Annotated in this window: 18 protein-coding genes; 5 read left to right on the forward strand and 13 right to left on the reverse strand. The window is 45.2% G+C overall.

The window, feature by feature from the left end; translation table 11 throughout:
* Positions 1-26: 26 nt before the first annotated feature.
* From AB4135_RS15280 to AB4135_RS15305, 6 genes are all read right to left on the reverse strand, one after another.
* Positions 27-2,876 (reverse strand): formate dehydrogenase subunit alpha, encoded by a 2,850-nt coding sequence (locus AB4135_RS15280; RefSeq protein ID WP_371994303.1) that lies wholly within the window; start codon positions 2,874-2,876, stop codon positions 27-29.
* Positions 2,877-2,911: 35 nt separating this feature from the next.
* Positions 2,912-3,109 (reverse strand): twin-arginine translocation signal domain-containing protein, encoded by a 198-nt coding sequence (locus AB4135_RS15285; protein WP_202287348.1) that lies wholly within the window; start codon positions 3,107-3,109, stop codon positions 2,912-2,914.
* A 150-nt stretch (positions 3,110-3,259) separates the two neighbouring features.
* Positions 3,260-3,925 carry a molecular chaperone gene (locus tag AB4135_RS15290; protein ID WP_371994190.1) on the reverse strand — a complete coding sequence of 222 codons (666 nt, stop codon included), beginning with the start codon at positions 3,923-3,925 and terminating at the stop codon, positions 3,260-3,262.
* Positions 3,926-3,935: 10 nt separating this feature from the next.
* On the reverse strand, positions 3,936-5,615 hold the full coding sequence (locus AB4135_RS15295; protein ID WP_371994192.1) for a 4Fe-4S binding protein: 1,680 nt from the start codon (positions 5,613-5,615) through the stop codon (positions 3,936-3,938).
* A gap of 144 nt (positions 5,616-5,759) precedes the next feature.
* The gene (locus AB4135_RS15300; RefSeq protein WP_371994194.1) at positions 5,760-6,380 is read right to left on the reverse strand and encodes a DUF3306 domain-containing protein; all 621 of its coding nucleotides are present in this window, start codon (positions 6,378-6,380) and stop codon (positions 5,760-5,762) included.
* The gene (locus AB4135_RS15305) at positions 6,377-6,847 is read right to left on the reverse strand and encodes a DUF3305 domain-containing protein (protein ID WP_371994195.1); all 471 of its coding nucleotides are present in this window, start codon (positions 6,845-6,847) and stop codon (positions 6,377-6,379) included. Before AB4135_RS15305 ends, AB4135_RS15300 begins: the two co-directional genes overlap by 4 nt.
* Before the next feature lie 293 nt (positions 6,848-7,140).
* Here AB4135_RS15305 and AB4135_RS15310 point away from each other — a divergent pair, with 293 nt between their 5' ends.
* Positions 7,141-7,968, forward strand: coding sequence for a formate dehydrogenase accessory sulfurtransferase FdhD (locus AB4135_RS15310; protein WP_371994197.1), 828 nt, complete (start codon positions 7,141-7,143; stop codon positions 7,966-7,968).
* Positions 7,969-8,016: 48 nt separating this feature from the next.
* Positions 8,017-8,925 (forward strand): substrate-binding domain-containing protein, encoded by a 909-nt coding sequence (locus AB4135_RS15315; protein ID WP_371994199.1) that lies wholly within the window; start codon positions 8,017-8,019, stop codon positions 8,923-8,925.
* 17 nt (positions 8,926-8,942) lie between these two features.
* Here AB4135_RS15315 and AB4135_RS15320 read toward each other — a convergent pair whose 3' ends face one another.
* The 3 genes from AB4135_RS15320 to AB4135_RS15330 all read right to left on the reverse strand — a co-directional run bounded on the left by AB4135_RS15320 (position 8,943) and on the right by AB4135_RS15330 (position 11,134).
* Complete coding sequence (locus AB4135_RS15320; RefSeq protein ID WP_371994201.1) at positions 8,943-9,314, reverse strand: DUF4440 domain-containing protein; 372 nt, start codon at positions 9,312-9,314, stop codon at positions 8,943-8,945.
* A gap of 230 nt (positions 9,315-9,544) precedes the next feature.
* Entirely contained in the window at positions 9,545-10,588 is a 1,044-nt protein-coding gene (rlmF, locus tag AB4135_RS15325; protein ID WP_371994203.1) for a 23S rRNA (adenine(1618)-N(6))-methyltransferase RlmF, read from the reverse strand.
* A 144-nt stretch (positions 10,589-10,732) separates the two neighbouring features.
* On the reverse strand, positions 10,733-11,134 hold the full coding sequence (locus AB4135_RS15330) for a flagellar basal body-associated protein FliL (protein WP_220737188.1): 402 nt from the start codon (positions 11,132-11,134) through the stop codon (positions 10,733-10,735).
* Positions 11,135-11,286: 152 nt separating this feature from the next.
* On the opposite strand from AB4135_RS15330, the gene AB4135_RS15335 reads away from it, so the two are divergent.
* The gene (locus tag AB4135_RS15335; protein WP_371994205.1) at positions 11,287-11,856 is read left to right on the forward strand and encodes a chorismate lyase; all 570 of its coding nucleotides are present in this window, start codon (positions 11,287-11,289) and stop codon (positions 11,854-11,856) included.
* Positions 11,857-11,909: 53 nt separating this feature from the next.
* Here AB4135_RS15335 and AB4135_RS15340 read toward each other — a convergent pair whose 3' ends face one another.
* The 3 genes from AB4135_RS15340 to AB4135_RS15350 form a co-directional block, all read right to left on the reverse strand.
* Positions 11,910-14,720 carry an immune inhibitor A domain-containing protein gene (locus AB4135_RS15340; RefSeq protein ID WP_371994207.1) on the reverse strand — a complete coding sequence of 937 codons (2,811 nt, stop codon included), beginning with the start codon at positions 14,718-14,720 and terminating at the stop codon, positions 11,910-11,912.
* A gap of 299 nt (positions 14,721-15,019) precedes the next feature.
* Complete coding sequence (locus tag AB4135_RS15345; RefSeq protein ID WP_371994209.1) at positions 15,020-17,179, reverse strand: MGH1-like glycoside hydrolase domain-containing protein; 2,160 nt, start codon at positions 17,177-17,179, stop codon at positions 15,020-15,022.
* 136 nt (positions 17,180-17,315) lie between these two features.
* The gene (locus AB4135_RS15350; protein ID WP_371994211.1) at positions 17,316-17,906 is read right to left on the reverse strand and encodes a YhgN family NAAT transporter; all 591 of its coding nucleotides are present in this window, start codon (positions 17,904-17,906) and stop codon (positions 17,316-17,318) included.
* A 232-nt stretch (positions 17,907-18,138) separates the two neighbouring features.
* On the opposite strand from AB4135_RS15350, the gene AB4135_RS15355 reads away from it, so the two are divergent.
* Positions 18,139-19,680, forward strand: a complete 1,542-nt coding sequence (locus AB4135_RS15355; RefSeq protein ID WP_371994213.1) for a metal transporter — start codon at positions 18,139-18,141, stop codon at positions 19,678-19,680.
* Positions 19,681-19,836: 156 nt separating this feature from the next.
* Positions 19,837-20,619, forward strand: a complete 783-nt coding sequence (locus tag AB4135_RS15360; RefSeq protein WP_371994215.1) for an NRDE family protein — start codon at positions 19,837-19,839, stop codon at positions 20,617-20,619.
* Here AB4135_RS15360 and AB4135_RS15365 read toward each other — a convergent pair.
* The gene (locus AB4135_RS15365) at positions 20,616-21,038 is read right to left on the reverse strand and encodes a DUF4440 domain-containing protein (protein WP_371994216.1); all 423 of its coding nucleotides are present in this window, start codon (positions 21,036-21,038) and stop codon (positions 20,616-20,618) included. The two genes, AB4135_RS15360 and AB4135_RS15365, sit on opposite strands and share 4 nt — an antisense overlap.
* Positions 21,039-21,089 lie beyond the last annotated feature (51 nt).

Here is a 21,089-nt window from a genome sequence, read left to right on the forward strand (position 1 = left end):
AATGGCTTATCTCCTCATCAAGTTAATTAGGCTTTGCTGATCTGACACAAGCTAGACTTAGTCTCTTGCATCTGAGTCACCACGTCATAACCGTAAGTCATTACAGTATTGGCTGCTTCGCCAATAACGTAAGGAATTGTACCTTCTGGGTAGTTCTTCTCTAGGCTCTTACCTTCGAATACACCCGCGAAGTGGTATGGCATGAAACATTCACCAGCGATAACTCGTGGAGTTACCATCGCCTTAACTGTGATTTTTGCCCCTTCAGGACTGTGAACGAACACATCATCACCATCACGTAAACCGCGATCAGCTGCATCGGCAGGGTTGATCTCGATAAACATCTCTTGCTGCAGTTCAGCAAGCCATGGGTTACAACGCGTTTCTTCACCACCACCTTCGTACTCAACTAAACGACCCGTTGTTACTGCAAGTGGGAAGTCCTTAGCAAAGTCTACGTCTTGAATAGACTTATAAAGGGTTGGTAGACGTGCAACCATACGATCTTCGTACGTTGGGTATTTAGAGACTAAATCACGACGCGGCGTATAAAGTGGTTCACGATGCAGCGGAATATCATCAGGGAAGTTCCATACGATACAACGCGCTTTTGCGTTACCGTAAGGCATACAACCATGCTTGATTGCCACACGCTGAATACCACCAGAAACATCTGTTTTCCAGTTTTTACCTTCAGCGTCAACTTTCTCTTCTGCAGTTAGATCATCCCACCAACCAAGTTGCTTAAGCATCTTGTCGGTAAACTCAGGATAACCGTCTTGGATTTCACTGCCCTTCGAGTAAGAGCCTTCAGCCAGAATGTTAGTTCCGTTATGCTCAACACCATAACGTGCACGGAAGTTACCACCACCGTTTTTAACTTCACGACCAGTACGGTACAAGATCTGCGAACCAGGATGTTTCATCTCTGGCGTGCCCCAACAAGGCCAAGGTAAACCGTAAGTTTCACCTCGTGCAGGGCCACCCGGAGCTTCAAGCGATTTAATATCGAAAGTGCCCCAGTTTTCTTGGTGCATCTTCAAGCGCTCAGGACTTTGACCTGTGTAACCAATTGTCCACATACCACGGTTGAATTCGCGGGTCATATCTTCAATCAATGGCTCGTCGCCATTCACTTTAATATTCTTGCAGAATTGACCTTCAATGCCCCATTTCTTCGCCAGCTTGTACATGATCACATGGTCAGGCTTAGATTCGAATAGTGGCTCAATGACCTGCGAGCGCCATTGCAGAGAGCGGTTAGATGCTGAAACAGATCCGTAAGTTTCGAACTGTGTTGATGCAGGCAGTAAGTAAACACCATCAGTACGCTCGTGCATTACACCCGCCATAGTAGGGAACGGATCAACCACCACCACGGTGTCCATCTTGTTCAATGCTTCACGCACTTCACGGCCACGAGTTTCAGTGTTAACAGATTGGCCCCAGAAGAACGACATACGAATGTTATCTTTCTGGGCAATCTTAGATTTGTCTTCAAGTACACCATCATGCCAACGTGAACATGGGATACCCGTAGAGGTCATTGGATCTTGGCCTAAACGCTGCTCCTGATCAAAGCGGTTTTTAACCCAATCATAATCTAGGTCCCAAACTTTACACCAGTGCTTCCAAGAGCCAGTCTTCAAGCCGTAATAACCAGGTAATGTATCAAACAATAGACCGAAGTCCGTTGCACCCTGTACGTTATCGTGACCACGGAAAATGTTGGTACCACCACCAGACACACCCATGTTACCAAGGGCTAGCTGCAAGATGCAGTATGAACGGGTGTTGGCGTTACCGACGTGATGCTGAGTACCACCCATACACCAAACAATGGTACCAGGCTTAGTTTCAGCTAATAGTTTAGCTACGCGGTACATCTGCTCTTTTGGTACACCAGCAACATTTTCAACTTCAGCAGGATCATACTTCTTAACTTCTTCGCGAATACGTTCCATGCCGTAAACACGTTGGGCAATAAATGACTGATCTTCCCAACCATTTTCAAAAATATGCCAAAGCAAACCGTAAATGAAAGGAATATCCGTACCAGGACGAATATGCACGAACTCATCAGACTTAGCTGCAGTTCGGGTGAATCGAGGGTCGACAACGATGACTTTCGCGCCGCGCTCTTTACCTTCCAAAATATGTTGCATAGCGACAGGGTGTGCTTCACACGGGTTAGACCCGATGAACAACATCGCTTTAGAATTACGCATATCATTGAAAGAGTTGGTTTGCGCACCATAGCCCCAAGTGTTTGCAACACCAGCTACAGTGGTAGAGTGACAAATTCGTGCAGAGTGATCGACATTGTTAGTGCCCCACATAGCTGCAAATTTGCGGTACATATAAGCTTGTTCGTTTGAAAACTTTGCACTTCCCATGAAGAAAATTGAGTCAGGACCTGATTCCTTACGGATATCTAGTGCCTTTTGGCCAACTTCTTCAATGGCTTGATCCCATGAAAGACGCTTCCACTTTCCGCCTTCAAGCTTCATTGGATACTTAAGACGTTTCTCACCATGGCCATGCTCACGCAGCGCCGCGCCTTTGGCACAGTGTCCACCTGCATTGAATGGATGGTCAAATGCTGGCTCTTGCCCAGTCCAAACACCATTTTGCACTTCAGCATAAATACCACAACCCACTGAACAGTGAGAACAGATAGTACGTTTAACTTCAGTTGGGGCATCGAACGGAACATCTTTTGCTTCTGCTTTACGCATCATTCCAGCGCCAAGCATTGATGCCGCTGCAATACCACCTGTCGCGAGGCTCGCAGACTTGAGGAATTGGCGGCGGTTTAAACCTAAGACAGCCTTACTACTTGCAGCTGCTTGGTCTGTTTTGCGGGTTAATCGCATCACACACTCTCCTTTAATTATTGACTACGTCGCGCTTACTTACTGCGTAACGAGGCGTAATAACTACGAACATGATCGGACTCTTGGTAGCCATCGCCTTTAGCAGCGGGGGCAACTTCAGGTGTCGCTGCCATTGCTTGACCACTCGCTGTCGCTACAACGCCTGCGGCGCTGCCGATAGCCAATGCTTTTAGCAATTGACGACGACCCATGTCGGAAGCTTGCTTCTTCATAGTGTCTCCTTTGGATTACAGATATTGAGATGAATGGTCTAGGTAACTAAACGTATCACTCGATTAAATTAGGGATAACTCCCTGTTTTTGTCTACGCCTGCCAAGCTAATTGCTCAACAGGCGTAAATACTGGCAACACTAACAAAAGCTTAAGAGGCTAACTCGTTAGTGCTTGGCTCAACTTTTTCCGCTTCACTGCCTGGGCAATTCACTGGAATATTCAAACTTAACTGTTCAAATTCATTGGCTTCGATAACAAAAAATTCTTTTGCAAGTTCAGCAACCGTGGCATAAAACGCCGCACTTGGTGTTTTTGCTAATGAATCACAAAAACGGGCTATCCAACTGCCCATATGACGCTGATAAAAAGCTAATTGGCGGTAACCAGGGGCTTCTAAAATCAAGGTGCCCATCACTTCGCATAATGCAGCAACGTGATCTTCAGGCTCTTTGACTTCCTCTTCGCGTTCGAAACCAAGCTGCATAAGGTCATTACGTAACAAAGCCAATGGCTTATCCATCAATGAGCCTGTCATGAACCAGCTACCGTATGGCAGGATTTCACCGCTGCCCACGCCAAGGAAGATATTGAAATATTCATCCTCTAGTTGTTCTGAAGTGAATTGCTCTGCTGCCAACTTGAGTCCAACCCAAGCTTTAGTCATGTCACTGTCATCGTTAGCGTCAATATCCAAACCTGCTAAGAACTGCAATAACTCGGTGCTTGGCTGGCGACGTAATAGTGCCGCTAATAACTGATAAATATCGGCTCTTAGCTGGTCATTCTCTGAAACTTCTCTTACTAATTCGGTCATGGCTAAACTCTTATCGCAGTTGCTTTTCAGGATCTTGAAGTATGTCTTCAAACATGTCTTTTACTCGACAGTCGCCACACATTTTTAAACGCTCTGTATTGGCACTGAAGGCACTGTGGGTTCCTACCACTTCTAACATCCGCTTGATCATCGATTGCGTTGCGAACGGTGTGCCGCAACTAATACATTCAAACGGGGCTTCCTCATGTAGGGTTTGACGCTCTTGGCGAGCAGCTTTATCGAAATTAACCTGTGGGGTTAAGCTGATGACCTTTTCAGGACAACCTGCCTCACATAAACCACATTGCACGCAGTCTTGTTCAACAAAGTGTAGTGCAGGTAAATCACCACCGTCGGTTAACGCACCAGTAGGGCAAGTCGCGACACAAGACATACACAAGGTGCAACTCTCAGTATTAACACTGACTCGGCCATAAGGGATATTGCTTTGAGACAAACAAGTATCGACTGATGCCGCTTGCTCATTAAGGTGGTCGACAGCGGCGAAAATGGTTTCACGCTTAGTCGTCGCGTTAAATTCTGCCGGTACAATCACTGGCCAGCTTGCACTCGTGGTGAGTAGCTCAGCAAGCTCATCTGCACCCGCTTCTGTTAGGTGGTTTTCGGTGATTAAACTAATGCGACGCGGCTGACCCATCTCATCGAGAATGTCATTGGCTAATGCAAGTTCACCATTAAGCATCTGCGTCAATGTTGGCGCTGTTGCGTCAGTATTGAGGATCAGGATTTGACGTGCGCCCCAAGCAAGAGACGACATCCAATGATCGATGCTAGCAACAGTAATCTCTTCCAACTCTACAGGAATGATATCGCCTGCTAATTGCTCAGTGACTAGCTCGGCACCTTTACCAATATCATGGAATAGCACCACTGGAGCTACTTGCGCTTGAGAGCGGAAGCGTGTCACTAATTTATTAAGGTAGGTGTGCATCGACTGTGGAGTCGGCAGGTCATAACTGATTGCGCCAGTTGGGCAAGCATTAGTACAACTACCTGCACCATGACAAAGGTATGGATCAATTTCGATTTTCTTTTCTACGCTGGCAATCGCATCTGCTGGGCAGAAGTTCAAACAACGATTACAACCTTCGTTACCATTGCGACTATGAGCACAGATCTCGCTATTGACCTTTACATAGCGCGGCTTGTCGAACTCACCTATAAGATCAGGCAGTTGTGTCAATGCTTCTGCTAGTTTTGCTTCATCTTGGCCAACGTAAAAGTAGCCTGGTGGGAGCATCTCTAAGTTAATGCATGGGCTCATGCTTAAATCGAGGATAAGATCAAAGTGCGCCTTTCGAATCGCCACAACACTTAAATCAGCATTACTGTCTTCGTTTTCGACTTTAACCTGAAATTGACCTAGGAAGCCTTTGATCTCGATAAGCTTATTGTAGAAGCTCTCAACATCTTCAGCCGCATTCATGACTTGCTCAAGATGAGCTTCATCTTGGCTGGTGATGGCTTCATTAGCCAAGATGGCACACTGGCCCATATGGGACAATTTGTCGGCTGCTAAACGAGCCAAATCTTCTGGCCCGATTACGAGCACATTGCCCTCGGTGGTGTAGCTTACGGTCGGTGGAATTAGGTTTTGGATAACCTGGGTTCCAGCAAGGACCTGTTGTCGAACTTCTTTGAGTCCAACTTGCGTTTCACGATTGCTCACATTGCGTTCCTGAACAGTTCTTTGGCTGTTTCTGTACGTAGAGTCGCTGTTTATTATATTGCGCTAAATTAATGCGCCAGCTTTACCTTAAGTACAGCAATTCACATACCAAATTTGTGGAATTAAAAGCACTCTATAGTGACGTTAAACAACTTTGTTATTAATGTCGTCATGGTGCTCTGGTTCATTTTGGGACAGTTGCTCATCATCCCCGTCCAAAATGTCCGATACCATTTCGGTATCGTTAACAGCTTCAACTTGAACAGTTTCTTCGGTACTGGTCATCTCATCTGACTCTAGTGCCAAAGCTTCTTCGTTCTCCTCCTCATCGTCTTTTTCTTTAACAACATGGCGGAATACTTTCTTTGCGAGTTCAGCCGATACTTCAGCAGATAGTTTAGGCTGATTACTGTAATCGAGGGCATATTCGAGCAAACCATCGATCTCGCTATAATGTGGTTGCTTCCAAAGGGCCTTCAACGCCGCAGACTTAGCCGCAGGGTCAACATTCGCGCCCATAAAGCTGGCAAAGCTGCCACCGACTTCAATTTTTTCCGGATCAGGTAAATCCTCTGCCGTTAGCAGCTGCGCCTCATCAGATTCAACAACTTCAGCAGTGGTATTTTCTGCTGCAGAAGTTGGCTGAATTACGGCATCTTCTGTTTCGAGCTGTGTCTCAACTGCAACAGAAGTTTCTATATCAGCTTCAGCTTCCTGCTCAACCTTTTGTCGACGCAAATTCCAGCGCGACAGTAAGCCACTCATGAGTTACCTGCTAAATGATTAGTGCTAGGACCTTCATTTTTGCGACGATTCACATGCTTCTGACGACGATGCGCTCTAATTTCAACTTCACCATGGCGAGTTATAAAGGCTTCAATCCAGCAAGCAATCGCTTGTGGCATAGGAATGTTGAGCACAGGGGTATCACCCTCTAGGCAGCCCGCTGCGACATTTTGGTCGGCAGAGATAGCAGCAGGGATCCAATCACCAGCAAGGTTTTCGTCACAAACGATGTATAACATGGCGTTATCCATGTCGATGTTGATACGGTAGCTACCGCGCTCGTCTTTATGCAGCTCAAGCAAGACAAGTTTTGCACCTTCTGGTGCGGCGTGGGTTGCAGGAAGCATTTGGTCAACTTCCCACGTTACTGAGGTCCATCTTCCGACTTGCTTCTCAATCTTTTTAAGAGAAACGTACATTGGCCATTGGCTTTCGGTATGTTGCATTCAGTCTCCGTCTTGCCTGAGGTGGCTGCCTGGTTGGCAGTCCAACTAAATAGTTACCCTCTAGTAAAGCAATATGTGTGCCACACAATATCAATATAATAATTTGAACTAGATCAACTATTCCCACCAAAGATTAGGACATTTTGTCTAAAACGCAATCTACAATAGGACATAAAAGGGCGACACCAACCCCATAAGTGTGATCTGTAGCTAACTTATATCCCTCTAAAATTAGGTACAGATATTGCTTACTAATCACGGTAACTAAAATTCCATAACTGATGACGGGTCCTATGACAGCAAACAAAAGCAACCCAACTTTAATTAAAACCGACACCGAAGTACCGCTAACAATTGCGGTTAAAGCCGTCAATGAGAAAGGCGAACAGGTTGATAAATTTATTGCTTGTGAGCGCCCATTAACTGTTTATTTAAACTGGCGCCCAATCGTAACCTTAATGACCTTGGGGGCTAGAGCTGAAGCTTTATCATTGGGTTACCTTAAAAATCAGGGCTTTATATCAGACTTAAGTCAGCTCGAATCAGTGATTGTCGACTGGGATGTTAACTCGGCTGCGATTTTAACCAGTGAAAAGACCGATGACTTAGATGAAAAACTATCAGAAAAAACCGTCACCTCAGGCTGTGGTCAAGGGACGGTTTATGGTGGCTTCATGGCCGGTCTCGATGAGATAAACCTACCGACACCTCAAATAAAGCAAAGCATGATCTATAGCCTACTCAAAAACATCAGTGCTTATAACGAAACCTATAAAAATGCCGGAGCAGTGCATGGTTGTGGTTTATGCCAAGGTGATCAAATCAAAGGCTTCGTTGAAGATGTGGGTCGCCATAATGCGGTCGATACACTGGCTGGCGAGATGTGGTTAAATCAAGATATTGGCCACAACAAACTGTTTTACACCACTGGGCGACTCACTTCTGAGATGGTCATTAAAGTCGCTAAAATGGGCATTCCAGTACTCCTTTCCCGTAGCGGCGCCACCCAGATGGGGCTTGAGCTGGCACAGAAACTTGGGATTACTATGATTGCACGTGCTAAAGGCCGTCATTTCTTGGTTTATAACGGCGCAGAGAATATTGAATTCGATGCTATTTAGTCATTCGCGTCAACAAGCTAAGACGATTTTTTGCCACAAGGATTCAAAATGACTGAGCCTACAGAGCTTATCTACATGAGTGCCAGACAGGTATCTGAGTATTTAGATCTGAATGAGAAAAAAGTTTATTCAATGGCCAATGACCGTATTTTACCTGCGACCAAAATCACTGGTAAATGGTTGTTCCCTAAAATATTAATCGACCGCTGGGTAATGGATTCTTGCCATAGCGGTATGCTCTCCGATCGTATGCATATTACCGGTAGTGACGACCCTCTGTTATCCATGCTAGTTGCGCGCATGATGTCACAAGTCGGTAAGAGTGAACTGATTAGCTATAGCTCTACTGGCTCTCGCTTAGGCTTAGATCTACTTTCTCGCGGCTATGCCGATGTGTGTACACTGCATTGGGGCAGTGTTGAAGAGCGTGGCGTACGTCACCCTGCATTACTGCAGGGATATGCAAACCACCAACAATGGGTAATGGTGCATGGCTATACCCGTAAACAAGGTCTGATGATGCGCGCCGATATGCATCATCGCTGCCAAGAGTTGGACAAAATATCCCAACAGTCTTGGCGCTGGGTAGCAAGACAAGCTGGTGCGGGTAGTCAGCAGCATTTAGAACAATGGTTAATGAAGCAGGGCGCGACATTTGACCAATTAAACTCAAGTTTAGTTGCTCAAAGTGAACGCGAATTGGCTGGATACATCGCTCGTAATGACGCTGATATTGGGTTTGGTTGCCAGTCTGTAGCCCTTGAAAGTGGCTTGAGCTTCGTGCCATTAGTAACAGAGTCTTTTGACTTTGTTATGCCACAAGGGATCTACTTTAGACGTCAGCTGCAGCGGTTATTCAACTTACTCGCTGAGCCCCAATCACAGCAACTGGCGGCAACATTAGGTGGTTACGACTTAACAGACTGCGGAAAAATTCTTTGGAATGGACAAGCATAAGCCATCAGGCTAAAACATTAAAATGGCTTACAAGCTGTGCCTTGGTGAAACACCATTTGCCATACATCTTTATGTTTGCGCCAGATTGAGCTTCGCATAGAAAAGCTAGTGATGTTTTCATCTGCTTTTTTTAATTTAGCACGATAGAGAACCTGACAAACACCTTCATTCAGCTCTCTAACTTCAAAGTGGCTGGTTTCAATTAATGGAGCCCTTTCATCTGGCAGGCGTGATAACACTTCACGCTTGCCAAAGCTGCATCCTGAAGCGGCAAACTCCAAAAAGTCATCACTGATCAAGCGCTCTAATTCTGCCCGAGACGATCTCACCTCCGGCTTTTGCAAATACAGCTCTAGTTCAACCAGTAAGTTTTCCAACTTGAAGTTCATAATGCTACCCAGACGACTAAAATAACTGCGCTTCGAGCCAGTTGCGCGCCAATCCCCATACATTGAACACAAAAGTCACTGAATTGATAACAGATATTACCCATTAAGCAAATAATCCATTCAAGTCAGTTATATTGCTATGAGTTTAGGATAAGATTTAAAAAAATTGAAATCATTCAGCCAGTTATTTTGGCAGTCCGTTGCAATATTGAGAAGACTGCGGCGCTCTGCTAACGCAACTCACGGTATTTTTGCCATAACAGCTGCTGCTCTGCCGTTAAAAAAGTCCAAGCTAAAATACGGGTGATTTTGTTGCCTTGGTGCATATCAATCACCTTCACCTCATGGGCTTTTAGTTTCTGCAACATCGCTTGCGCGGGCTGTAAATTTTCTTTTTTAGAAACTAAAGTGGTGAACCATAAACATTGGCTAGCAAATAATTGGCTTTCGTTAATCATGTTATGAAGAAACTGCCTTTCACCGCCATCACACCAAAGCTCTGCTTTTTGGCCGCCAAAGTTAAGGACTGCAGTATCTATATTGGTTGGTTTCGTTGCCCCTTTTTGACCCGATTTAGCGGCACGATTGGCCGCCAAATTAGTCAGTTTTCTCGCTGTGCCTGCATTGGCTTCGGCAAGCGATGCATGAAAAGGTGGATTACACAAAGTGACATCAAAACGATCGTCTGGGTTGATAATCCCACTAAATACATGTTGTGGATTACTTTGTAATCGGCAGCGTAATTTACGACTTATTTTAGGGTTTCGAGCAAATATCTGCTGTGCATTCTCTATGGCTACAGGGTCAACATCACTACCGACAAATTGCCAACCATATGATTGGACTCCAAGTAACGGATAGATGACGTTTGCACCAGTGCCAATATCTAATGCGCTAATTTTATTTCCTTTAGGGATCTGGCTTTTAGAGGATTTCTTTACTGCTAAAAGATCTGCAATATGGTGTATGTAATCGGCGCGCCCCGGGATCGGCGGACACAGGAAGCCCTGCGGAATATCCCAGTAGTCAACGCCATAATGATAGGTAAGCAAGGCGGCATTAAGCGCTTTTACTGCATTAGGAGAGGAAAAGTCTATCGACAGGTTGCCAAAATCATTTGGCTTAACAAACGGCTTAAGTTCATTATAGCTGTCAATAAGCGCCTCAAAGTCATAACCCGCATTATGGAGATTACGAGGGTGCATTCCCTTATTTAGGGTTGCTGCCGCTGTAACTGGAATATTTGGGTTCCGATTATTGTCTGTTTTATTCATGTTCACTCAGCGCAATGCATTGGCTATGACAAGGTAGATAATTGAAGCTTCAATCTGGGTATTCGATCCTTTAAAGGGAGCCACCGATAGTCGTTATTAATACCGATATAAAGCTCATTAAGCTCCCAATGTAGGGTGGAGAGATTAATCGTACAGATATTTAGTAAATAGCAGGTTCACCACCAGCTCTTTACCGGTTTCTTGCTCTAACAGGCGATTGACCATTTGATAGCATTCGCGCCTAATCTCCTCTTTACCTGTTAGTGATTTCACCTTGTCTTCAGTTTGATTGCCTAAAATCTCTACGATTGCAGCACGCAGCAGAGGATCATGCCTTTCTAAACTAACCAAATCTTCTGGCTTTTTAACCATTAACTCAACACTAAGTCTAACATAGCCTAGCTTGTTTCGATTCGAGATATAGTTAGTGACGATTTCAGGCTCGAAACCATAATAGGCGTACTCCTCTAGCGGCTTTTCGTCTGCGGCAAATAGGCTGAAACTGCTACTCAGGCCTAAGAGTAATATCGCAATAAATGTTCTCATTTGAAAAATGACTCCGTCGTCAACAAAAGATGAGATAGCTTCTCAATCAGTTTTCTTATCAAGTCTTGCCATCAGTTCAAGCCAGCAACGGCTATCTGAGTCGGCATTCACATGCTAGACTGCTTCGGTTCTAGCATTGTACCGAGAATTAGATGACTGTGACTAGGTTAAGCTTTCCTTATGGTGAATCAATTAATTGGATTTCACCAGACAAAATGACCAACTTGCCCTCCCCACCTTTTAAAGACTGGCTATTAAGCAGCGGCAGTTTAACCAAAAGGCTAAAAACACAATGCCAAGTGTTTGAAGTAAAAGTGCTTGGTGAAGACACATTATCACCACTGACCGATGAATACCCAACACAGCAACAGGTCTGGATCCGAGAAGTATTATTAGTACTTGATGGCGTACCTTGGATTTTTGCTAGAACGCTTATCCCTGGTCGCTTACTGGAAATAAAACAGCAAGAGTTTTTGGGTTTGGGTGTCAGACCGCTCGGAGAGTTACTTTATTCAAAAGATGAGTTCACGCCAGGAAAAATAGAAGTCGCACATTTTGAAGCTTGTAGCAAAATAGCTAAACTCGCGGAATCGCTAGATCAAGACGTCAGCAGTGAACTTTGGGGGCGTCGACGTTATTTCGAGCATGCTCAAGAGCAGCTGATTGTCAGTGAGATATTCCTTCCAGCAGCTCAGCAAGCCATTACAGCACTCGCTCAATAACCACATGGAACCAATATGGCGCTACTGTTAACAATAGCGCCAGAGCTTACTGTCTAGCGTTGCTGACGGCGATAGCCGGCAAACACGCACAAAAGCAAGAGTGACAAGCTTCCTAAACTCCCCCCACCGGAGCCTGAACTGCTCTTTTGGATGGTTGTTTCCGCAGTAGCGGCAACATTTATGACCGCTGTCATAACACCGCTTTGACCTTGTTCATCAGTCACAGTCAGTGTCACGGTATAACTTCCAGCAGTATAAGTATGTGATGGGGACGCGGCAGTGCTGGTTGCTCCATCGCCAAATTGCCATAGATAGCTAAGCTCGCCACTTCCACCAGATGACGTATTGTTAAATGCGACCGATAAATCACTCGCAGTAAACGTGAATCCAACCTCAAGAGATGCTTGCACAATAACCGTTGTGCTATTAGTGAATTCAGTGCCGTTGCCATCAGTCACGGTAAGTGTCACTAAATAACTACCAGCATTGGCATATGTATAACTAGGCGCGGCGATAGTACTACCAGCATTATCGACGCCAAAATCCCATGCGTATTGATAATTCCCATCCCCGCCACTGACATTGGCAGTAAAGGAAACCTGGCCTCCCTGCTGATTTTGAGAAATAGTCGCACTAAGTTCTTCCGGAGCGACTGCCATACCTTTGTAGCTGAACTTCACCATAGCAGTGCTGCTATCTTCAGCTTGTGCCATCACTTCCATTGAAATGCCAAGCTCAGTCAGCACCATTCCTGATTCTGGTTGCAGCGGTGCCGAATAATCGGTGGAATCTTCAAACAGTTTATGTCCTGACAAATGTTCATCTTCTATCGTTCCGAAGCTATAAAAAGACTGATTAAACAAACTAAATGCCGCATCACGAACTTGCACTTCAGTGCCTAAATTACCAATTAAATTTTGGTCAGCATCCACCACGCCAATCAAGCTATAGCCTGCATGTTTGCTAACTTCATTACTGTTGTAATCTTCATTTTCAAACCAGAGTAATACGCCGGGATCGTAGCGCTGGCTGAGTAAACCTTTATCTACCCCCTGCTGACTTCGTAATTGCACGATGTAACGGCGATCTTTACCGGGTCTAGTATCAGTAACACGTAAAAAGCCTGCATATACTGTGTCGGTAGCATTTTCAGCACCGTCAAACAGCACTTGAGTCTCAGCCTGATTAATGCTGATATCATCAATCACAATGCCATAGTCACCAACAGCCTGATCCGTCACGTAGTTGATAGAGAGTCGTACAGTGCGGCCGGCATATGGACTAAGGTCATATTCCAACTCAACCCAGCTCTCACTCCCCTCTGCTGCCGCGAGAGCACTCGACTTTCCAGTGATAATATTACGTGCGGAGTTTTGCGGATTACTTGCTTTGGTGTAATTACCAGCCAATGCAGTACCATCAACCATTACCTGAGCATAGTCATAATCAAGCTCTATATTCCAATGCGCCTTCATCAGCAATGTTAACGGGGTTACCGCCGGCAGAACCACATCAAATGACATTGCATGATTGATCATGTCGCCCTGTTCTGAATAGAATTGATACTCGCCGTTGTAGGGCGGTGTGAATGCTAATGGCGCAGCTGGAACAGCCATAGAGATCTGGTTGACCTGCTCATGATTTACCGCTTCAACTAGCGCAACATCCAGTCCGCTTGAATCTAAGGTGCTGAGTTGTACTTTTTGCTCTGAAACCCAATTACCTTGATATCGCTCTTGTAAATACGAACGTGCATAGGGACTAAACCCGGTAGGCTCAGTACCTCTTATTGCCCCACCCCAACTGCCCGAAGCCATCACAGACCAATAACCGACAGGCGAACCCTTGCCTTCACCGCTGATATCGTATTCATCTGGCAAGCCTAGGTCATGGCCAAACTCATGGACACAGACACCAAGAGCAGCATCGATGGGTTGAATGGTGTAGCTACTGAGCATCATGCTACTACCAGGAATGGTAAAAGGATTAATCGATGCACGGTGGGACCAAATAGCATCGGCACCTAACATACCGCCACCTGTTTCCTCACCAATACTCGAGTGAAATATCATCACATGGTCAATGGCGCCATCTGGCTCATCAAAGTTGCCGTTACCATTGATATCATAGGGATCTTCAATGTCATAAGTTGCCAACTCACTACTACTCATCTGTGCGATCGCTGCAGTTACAGCCTCTTTCACTAAATCAAGCGCGCCAAGGTCATTGTCAGTACTGTCATTACCGCCATATGTCGCCGCGTTACTTGCGGCGCGGTACCAACCTTTGACATCGCCTGTAAAAAAGAAGCTCCCGCCAGATTCAGCTTGATAATATTCATAACCCGTCATCAATGTTTGCCCAGACGGTCCGGCGTAACCGTTAGTCGAGAACAACAAATTTTTATAATGCTCTGCCGGATAAGCGCTGTAATACATCGAGGTATCGCTACTACTTAGACCGTTATCATCATGAGGGAGATCGGGGAAATCAACCAGGACAGCTAATACCTTAACCGTTTTATTAGTAATCGATTGAGCTTGCGGTGCGGCAAAACTGACAAGTTTATTAGTTGGTTTACCTTTTGCTGCACGTGCAGCTTCAAAGCTGGCTTCTTGTAAAGATATCCTTTTAGGCCCTTTCGAGCGAGCAATGAACGCTTCAACAGCCTGTTCTTTTTCTGTACTAGAGGCGTTACTGGCGACCTCACCTCGTTTGATAAGCCAATAGAGCACTCGCTCTTTATCAACGATATTGGCATCAGCCGTTATGCTATTCAACGGTGCGGCTAAGGCGATATTCATCATAAAGAAGCTACTAACAAGAAAGCTAATAATGACACTTTTTCGGACTAAAACTTTCATGTTATCGACTCCATTTGTTGCGATTTATAACGGCCTGCTCAGCGCAATAAAGACAAAACCTTAACACCCCATCAACAATCAGACCGCATTATTGCGCAATAGTTTTCAACTTTATTTATCTATTTCGCCATACCTTATGCCAGCAAAGGCTTACAACATAGAACAGCCACCCAAAATAAAGTGTGAAATGGTTAGGGGCTATACGTTTGTATTGCGCAAATGGATTAACCACTCAGGTATAACCATGGTTTATCAACAAGTGAATATTGGTCCCACGCTCATCAACGGTCTCTGTAATACTATTGCGTTTGCTTCAACCAAGTGTCGTAGATCAGCAATAGTACCGATGCTGACCAACTGAAATTAGTGCAATGCAGGCCTTCGCCGGTGATTGGGTTATAGTTTTCTCGGATAGGGCTTTGACCAATAATACCCTCTCCCTCTGTGACTAATTGCAATGCTAATGAATGCGCCTGCTCGTGATAGCCGTAGCGTGCAATACCTTGTAAACCAAACAGTGCTTGATCTAACCAAACGGGACCTCGCCAGTATTGCGCTGCGGCAAAATTAGGACTATCTACACTAACGGTTGGGAATGGAATTTTACTGCCAAACTCATTAGCAGTGAGATGTCGCTCAACCATGATTTTAGCTTGTGCTTTGGAAGCTACACCCGCCCATAAAGGCAACCAGCCTTCAACGCCTTTACCCTTGTCGATCATCAGCTCGCTGCCTGTCGCACTATAGCGAATATCATAGAAGAAGCCCGACTCTGGATCATACATTTGCATTTGGATCTGCTTGGCTAGCCGCTCTGCCTCAACATCCCACTTTTGGATATCAGCATTACGCTCAAGTACTTCAGCCATCTGTTGTAAAAAACGCTTTTCAGCATACAAATATGCATTCAGGTCAACAGACTCTTGCGATACAGAGTAGCCCACTAACTCGCCAGCTTGATGGTTTTGCCAAACCTGTAAGCTAGTGTCCGCATCAAATCTCGGCGCATTATCCATGCCAGACTCCCATGCCGCCGCCTCGATAATCGCCTCCACATTTAGTGAGCCATCTTCATTAATGTGAGCAGGGTGAAGATTAGCGCCATACTCCGCTAATCCGTTATCATTATTATCGCGATTTCGATACCACCACTGGTGATAAGCAACCAGTTTAGGGTACATAGTTTTAATGAAATCAATATCATCATCTTGTTGATAAATTTGCCATACCGCCCAGGCAGCTAATGGAGGCTTGCCATTACGTTCGTTCCAGTTGCCACCTTCACCACCTCGCTGTGGATCTTTATTATAGAAAATGGCATCGGGAAGGTTGCCAGCATCTTGCGGTCGCTCTTCATCTTGTTCTGTAAATTGATAATCAAACATCGCCAGTACGTTCGATTTGGCCAATTCTGGCTCAAACCTAGCGACAGCAACGGCCTGCTTCCAAGTATCCCACGCCCAAACGCCGTTAAACCACTTATAAGTAATTGACGGGGTTATACCATCGTGCAACAAAGCACCAGCTGGGCTACGCCAATTATGTATGATGGTTTGCATGCTCTTAACTGCAAGTTGACGAGCAGTTTTGTCGCCACCATCAATTAGCTTATCCAATCTGTCCTGCCAACGGCGCTTATTGTCCGCAAGCTGCTGTGTTATCAAGCTCCAATCTGGCTCGCCGTGAGCTTTTTCCTCTTCGCCAGTATGGAAGTAACGTTGTGCACTTTTGAATAGATGAGATTTTTGAGCGGGGATCGTGACTGGCTCTGCGATAGCTAAGTATCCTGACTGGGCATTGACTCTTATCGACATGTCACGGTCAAACCACAATTGATACTGTGCATCAGCCAATTGCATACGCCAAGTTTGCATTACAGGTTTAAAATGCCAACTCACATGGTTATCAGTTGTTTCTACCTCTGCGATAAGTGATTGCTGTGGTTGCTCAGGGTGGCTAGCAAAAGGCTGGCCTCGCCACACGAGCTGCCATTGTTGCTCACGATTTGAAAGGTTGGTTAGCTCAGTCATCACTGTGGCGGTGCGGTTATCGCTATAATTGAGTGTTAAACTGACTTTCTTATCAGACCAAATATAGGTCTGCATTAATCCATCAGGCTGGCTGTGTATATCGATACTCGTCGCACTATCAAAAGAGATGAACTCATCTGTAGTTACATTAATCAACTGCAATCTCTGCAAGCTGTCACTCAGGTGTAAACTATATTCTTGGGCAATGAATAGCGGACCAGTAAAGCTGCCGTAGTAATCAGCAGTATTAGGTAGATGAAAGCCATGCCAAGCACCTTGATCAACATATACTGAGCCTATGTTGAGGTTTTTCTTGTTATCTCTTTGCTCCATTGAAGTTGGCACACCTTGATAGGGCAGCAAATTATGATAGTCGGTGGAATCGATTGAAGTCAGACTAGCAGCACAAAGAAACAGACAAGTAAGCATAATTATTATTGTTTTTGAATATTATATTCAGAGTATTACAGTCTAATAATTGTTCTGCAACATTTGTATCTTGGGTTAGTTTGATCGCGGGTGATTGAAATGGCCTATGACCACATCAATCACTCTGGTTTAGCTGTTATAGTGCTTTCATGTAGCTTGCTACGCCATCTAGGAACATCTGCACCGAAATCATCACCAGTACCATTCCCATTAAGCGCTCAACAGCTGTTAGCCCTTTCTCACCTAATACTTTAGTAAAGACTTTATAAAACAGCAAAATAATAGCACTCATTCCCCACGCAGCAAGCAGAGCGACAGTCCAGTCCATCATACGAGTACCGTCGGTGTGAGCCAGCAAGATAAGCGCTGCAAGTACTGATGGTCCCGCCATCAGAGGGATTGCCATCGGCACAATGAAAGGTTCTTCTCCTGCTGCTAAACCAACAACGCCACCAGGTTGCGGGAAAATCATCCGTATCGCGATTAAAAATAGTATGATACCGCCAGCAATACTGACAGACTCTGAGCGCAGGTTCAGAAAGTTAAGTATCGCTTCACCAGCAAACAGAAATAGCAGCATGATGACTAACGCAAATAAAAGTTCGCGGATCAATACCCGTCGACGCTTTTTCGGCTCTATATGACGTAGTATAGAGGCGAAAATAGGCAAGTTACCTAAGGGGTCCATAATTAGAAACAGCATGACGGCGGCAGAGAAAGTATCCATAGATGAAAGGATGCCTAGTTACTTGAGTTAAGTGAATATTCTATTATGTTTTACAACAAAGCTAACAAAAAGTTATAAAATATTTGCACTTGCTCCTAATCCGCTCACAATTAACATGAATTTATCAGTAGCAAGATATCAATGTAAATTCAGCTTATCGCTCTGCCAATTAACCTTAACACTGGTATACTATGTCGCTTTTTTCGCTCTCGCGGTTTGAATTGGAATCTCCATGCTGTATCTCTTAGCTAGCTGTATCGCACTACTATTAGGGCCTTTGTTTTACCGATTTTTCTCATCGGGGACAGGGTTACAAAAGGGCCTAGACGGATTTATTTTCGTTTCTCTGGGTGGCTTGGTGCTGATCCATATTTTGCCAGAGTTACTTGAACATGGCGGATTTCTAGCGATTGTGTTTGTGATTATTGGGATCTGGGGCCCGACCCTCAGCGAGCGCTTATTTCATCGCTACTCAGAAGTGACCCACAATTTAACCCTTATCCTCGGTATTGGCGGCTTGCTACTGCACACGATCACCGATGGTGGGGCGATGATTTTAGCCCAGCAAGATGGTAATTCACCGTTGCTCGCACTCGGTATTATTCTGCACAGATTACCCGTAGGTGTCGCGATTTGGTGGTTATTGAAACCGCAAGTCGGTAGCCGCTGGGCAATGGTCGTTTTAGCTGGGATGATGCTATTAACCGGAGTCGGTTATTTTGCCGGCGAGCAGCTGCTATCTCACTTAAGTCTTGAAAATACAGTTTATCTGCAGGCCTTTGTCACCGGTTCAATTTTACATGTTGTGTTGCATCAGCCCCATGGTCACCCCAACACTGATAAGCAAGGTCAATTTGAGTATCAAGCCGGTATTGGCAGCTTACTCGGCATCGGCTTGTTGTTTTTACTATTGATGATGGATTCTGGCGGCCATGATCATCACAATCATAGTCATTCAACTGAGCATCTATTGGATTGGATGCTGACTATCGCCCCCATCCTACTGCTTAGTTATGCTGTTGCCAGTCTTAGGTTTCACTTTGGCTTATCGCCACAAAATAGCTCGCTAGGCCAACGCTGGCTGCAGCGGTTATTAGGTCCAGAAGCTATCATCATCACCGGCCTGTTGCTCGGGCCTACTTTTGCACTGATTCAAGCCGTTGCCGTACTCTTGATAGGTGCACTGCTGACCATGAGTAAAGTCGAGCCAACTGACCCACATGACTCGCTACCAAGTTCAGCCATTCGTTTTGGTTTTGCCCACCTAGTGGATAGAAGCGCTCCTTGGATTGTGTTGAGCCTCATTTTAGCTAACCTAATCGGCCACCCTGCCGTGCCTTTATCTAGCCCAGTAGTGCAGGTTATAGTGCTACTTTTGGTCTTTTTACCAATGCGTTTTTGTAACCTAGGCGCAGCAGTGCTATCACTTTCTTTGGCCTATAGCGGCTGGACAACAACCGCGGTAATGCTGCCATTGATTGCAGCTCCCATTATTAATTTTGCACAATTAAAACTGATGAACTGGCCACAAAGAGCGGCACTTTTGCTGCTGCTATTGGCACTCTTAGCTATTATCGAGTGGATTCATCCGCAATGGCAAGCACTTGGGCACTTACCCAACATGATTAACACGATAAGTCTTTGGGTAGTTGCTATTCTGTTTGCTGCCAGCTTACTGCGCCTCGGACCACGTAAGTTCATGAGCCGCTTAATGCTACACAAAGCCAAACCACATACTCACGATCACACTCATGAGCATGGCCACCACCATTAGGGTATACGACACAGAGTAGCCATTTACTATCAGCATCAATATTGAGCGAAGTCGCACATATAAACGCCTTCACAACCACTAAATTGCTAACCGCTTAATAGCTTTTCCTACTAATGAGTATTAGTCTGTATTTATCACTCTATTTGGACTTGGCTTATGTGCATTCTATTTGTCGCTTTAAAAGCACACGCTGAATACCCACTGATTATTTGCGCCAATCGAGATGAGTTTCATCACCGCCCTACAGAGGCCGCTCATTTTTGGGATGATAGTAACCAACTACTTGCAGGCAAAGATCTTGAAGCTGGCGGAACTTGGCTTGGTGTCAACCAACAAGGTTCTGTTGCCGGGCTAACCAATATCCGTGACCCAGAACTGATCCAGTCCGATATGAAAAGTCGCGGCGAGCTAGCCATAAAAGCGCTATCTAGCGGTGGATTAGATGAAGCATGGTTGCAGCGATATAGCCCTTTCTATAACCCATTCAACTTGCTCTTTGGTGATGAAAAAGCGCTTTTCTGTTTCGACAGTCGACTAAGGCTTTACTCGCAATTGAGCCCTGGATTTCATTCAATCAGTAATGGCGCCCTTGATGATATTTGGCCAAAGATGGCGCGAGGGAGTCAAGCAATCGAATCCCACATTACTACCAACAAGGAACCTAATGTCGAAGCCTTACTGGCAATCATGACCGATGGCACACAAGCCCCCGATGATGAGTTGCCGCAGACGGGTGTCAGCTTAGAGTGGGAGCGGCACTTATCCTCAATCTACATTCAACACCAAGAATACGGCACCCGTTCAACCACCATCATAATGAAAGACAATCAGGGAAAAGTGCATTTTGCAGAGGTGCGCTATGACGGTAAGGGCAGAAACCTAGGCCGTGACGACTTTACTATTCAGCCAAAGCATATTGGCACAGCGCATTTAACCTAATCAGAAGTATGGTCATGGGTTATCACCCAGCGATCATCTATCTTCTCTACTAACAGAGTGAACACACCATTTGGATTGTCTTTAGCACGCTCAAGAGACCAGCGGCCAACCACGATTGCTGCGTAGTTGCTGAGCATCTTAGTCTCTTTAATGGTGAACGTTAGATGGCCTAACGTCGCCTTATCTGGGTAATGCTTTTTGTAAGCAGCCAGTGTTTCTTCCCAGCCATAACGGAACTTGCCATTAGAGACGAAACGCATCTGTTCGCTGTTCCAATACCCTTGCATATAGGCATCGAGATCACCGCGATTCCATGCTGCTTGCTGCTGCTCTAATATGCTTGCAATATCATCAGTTGGTACTGCATTTGCACTAAATGCTACGCATAACAGTAAAGCGCTAATTCCTTTTTTAAACATGGCTCTCTCCACACTCAGGTGATTGCGTGTACTATACCCAATTATACATCT

The organism is Shewanella sp. 10N.286.54.B9 (assembly GCF_041468565.1).
Taxonomy (GTDB): domain Bacteria; phylum Pseudomonadota; class Gammaproteobacteria; order Enterobacterales; family Shewanellaceae; genus Shewanella.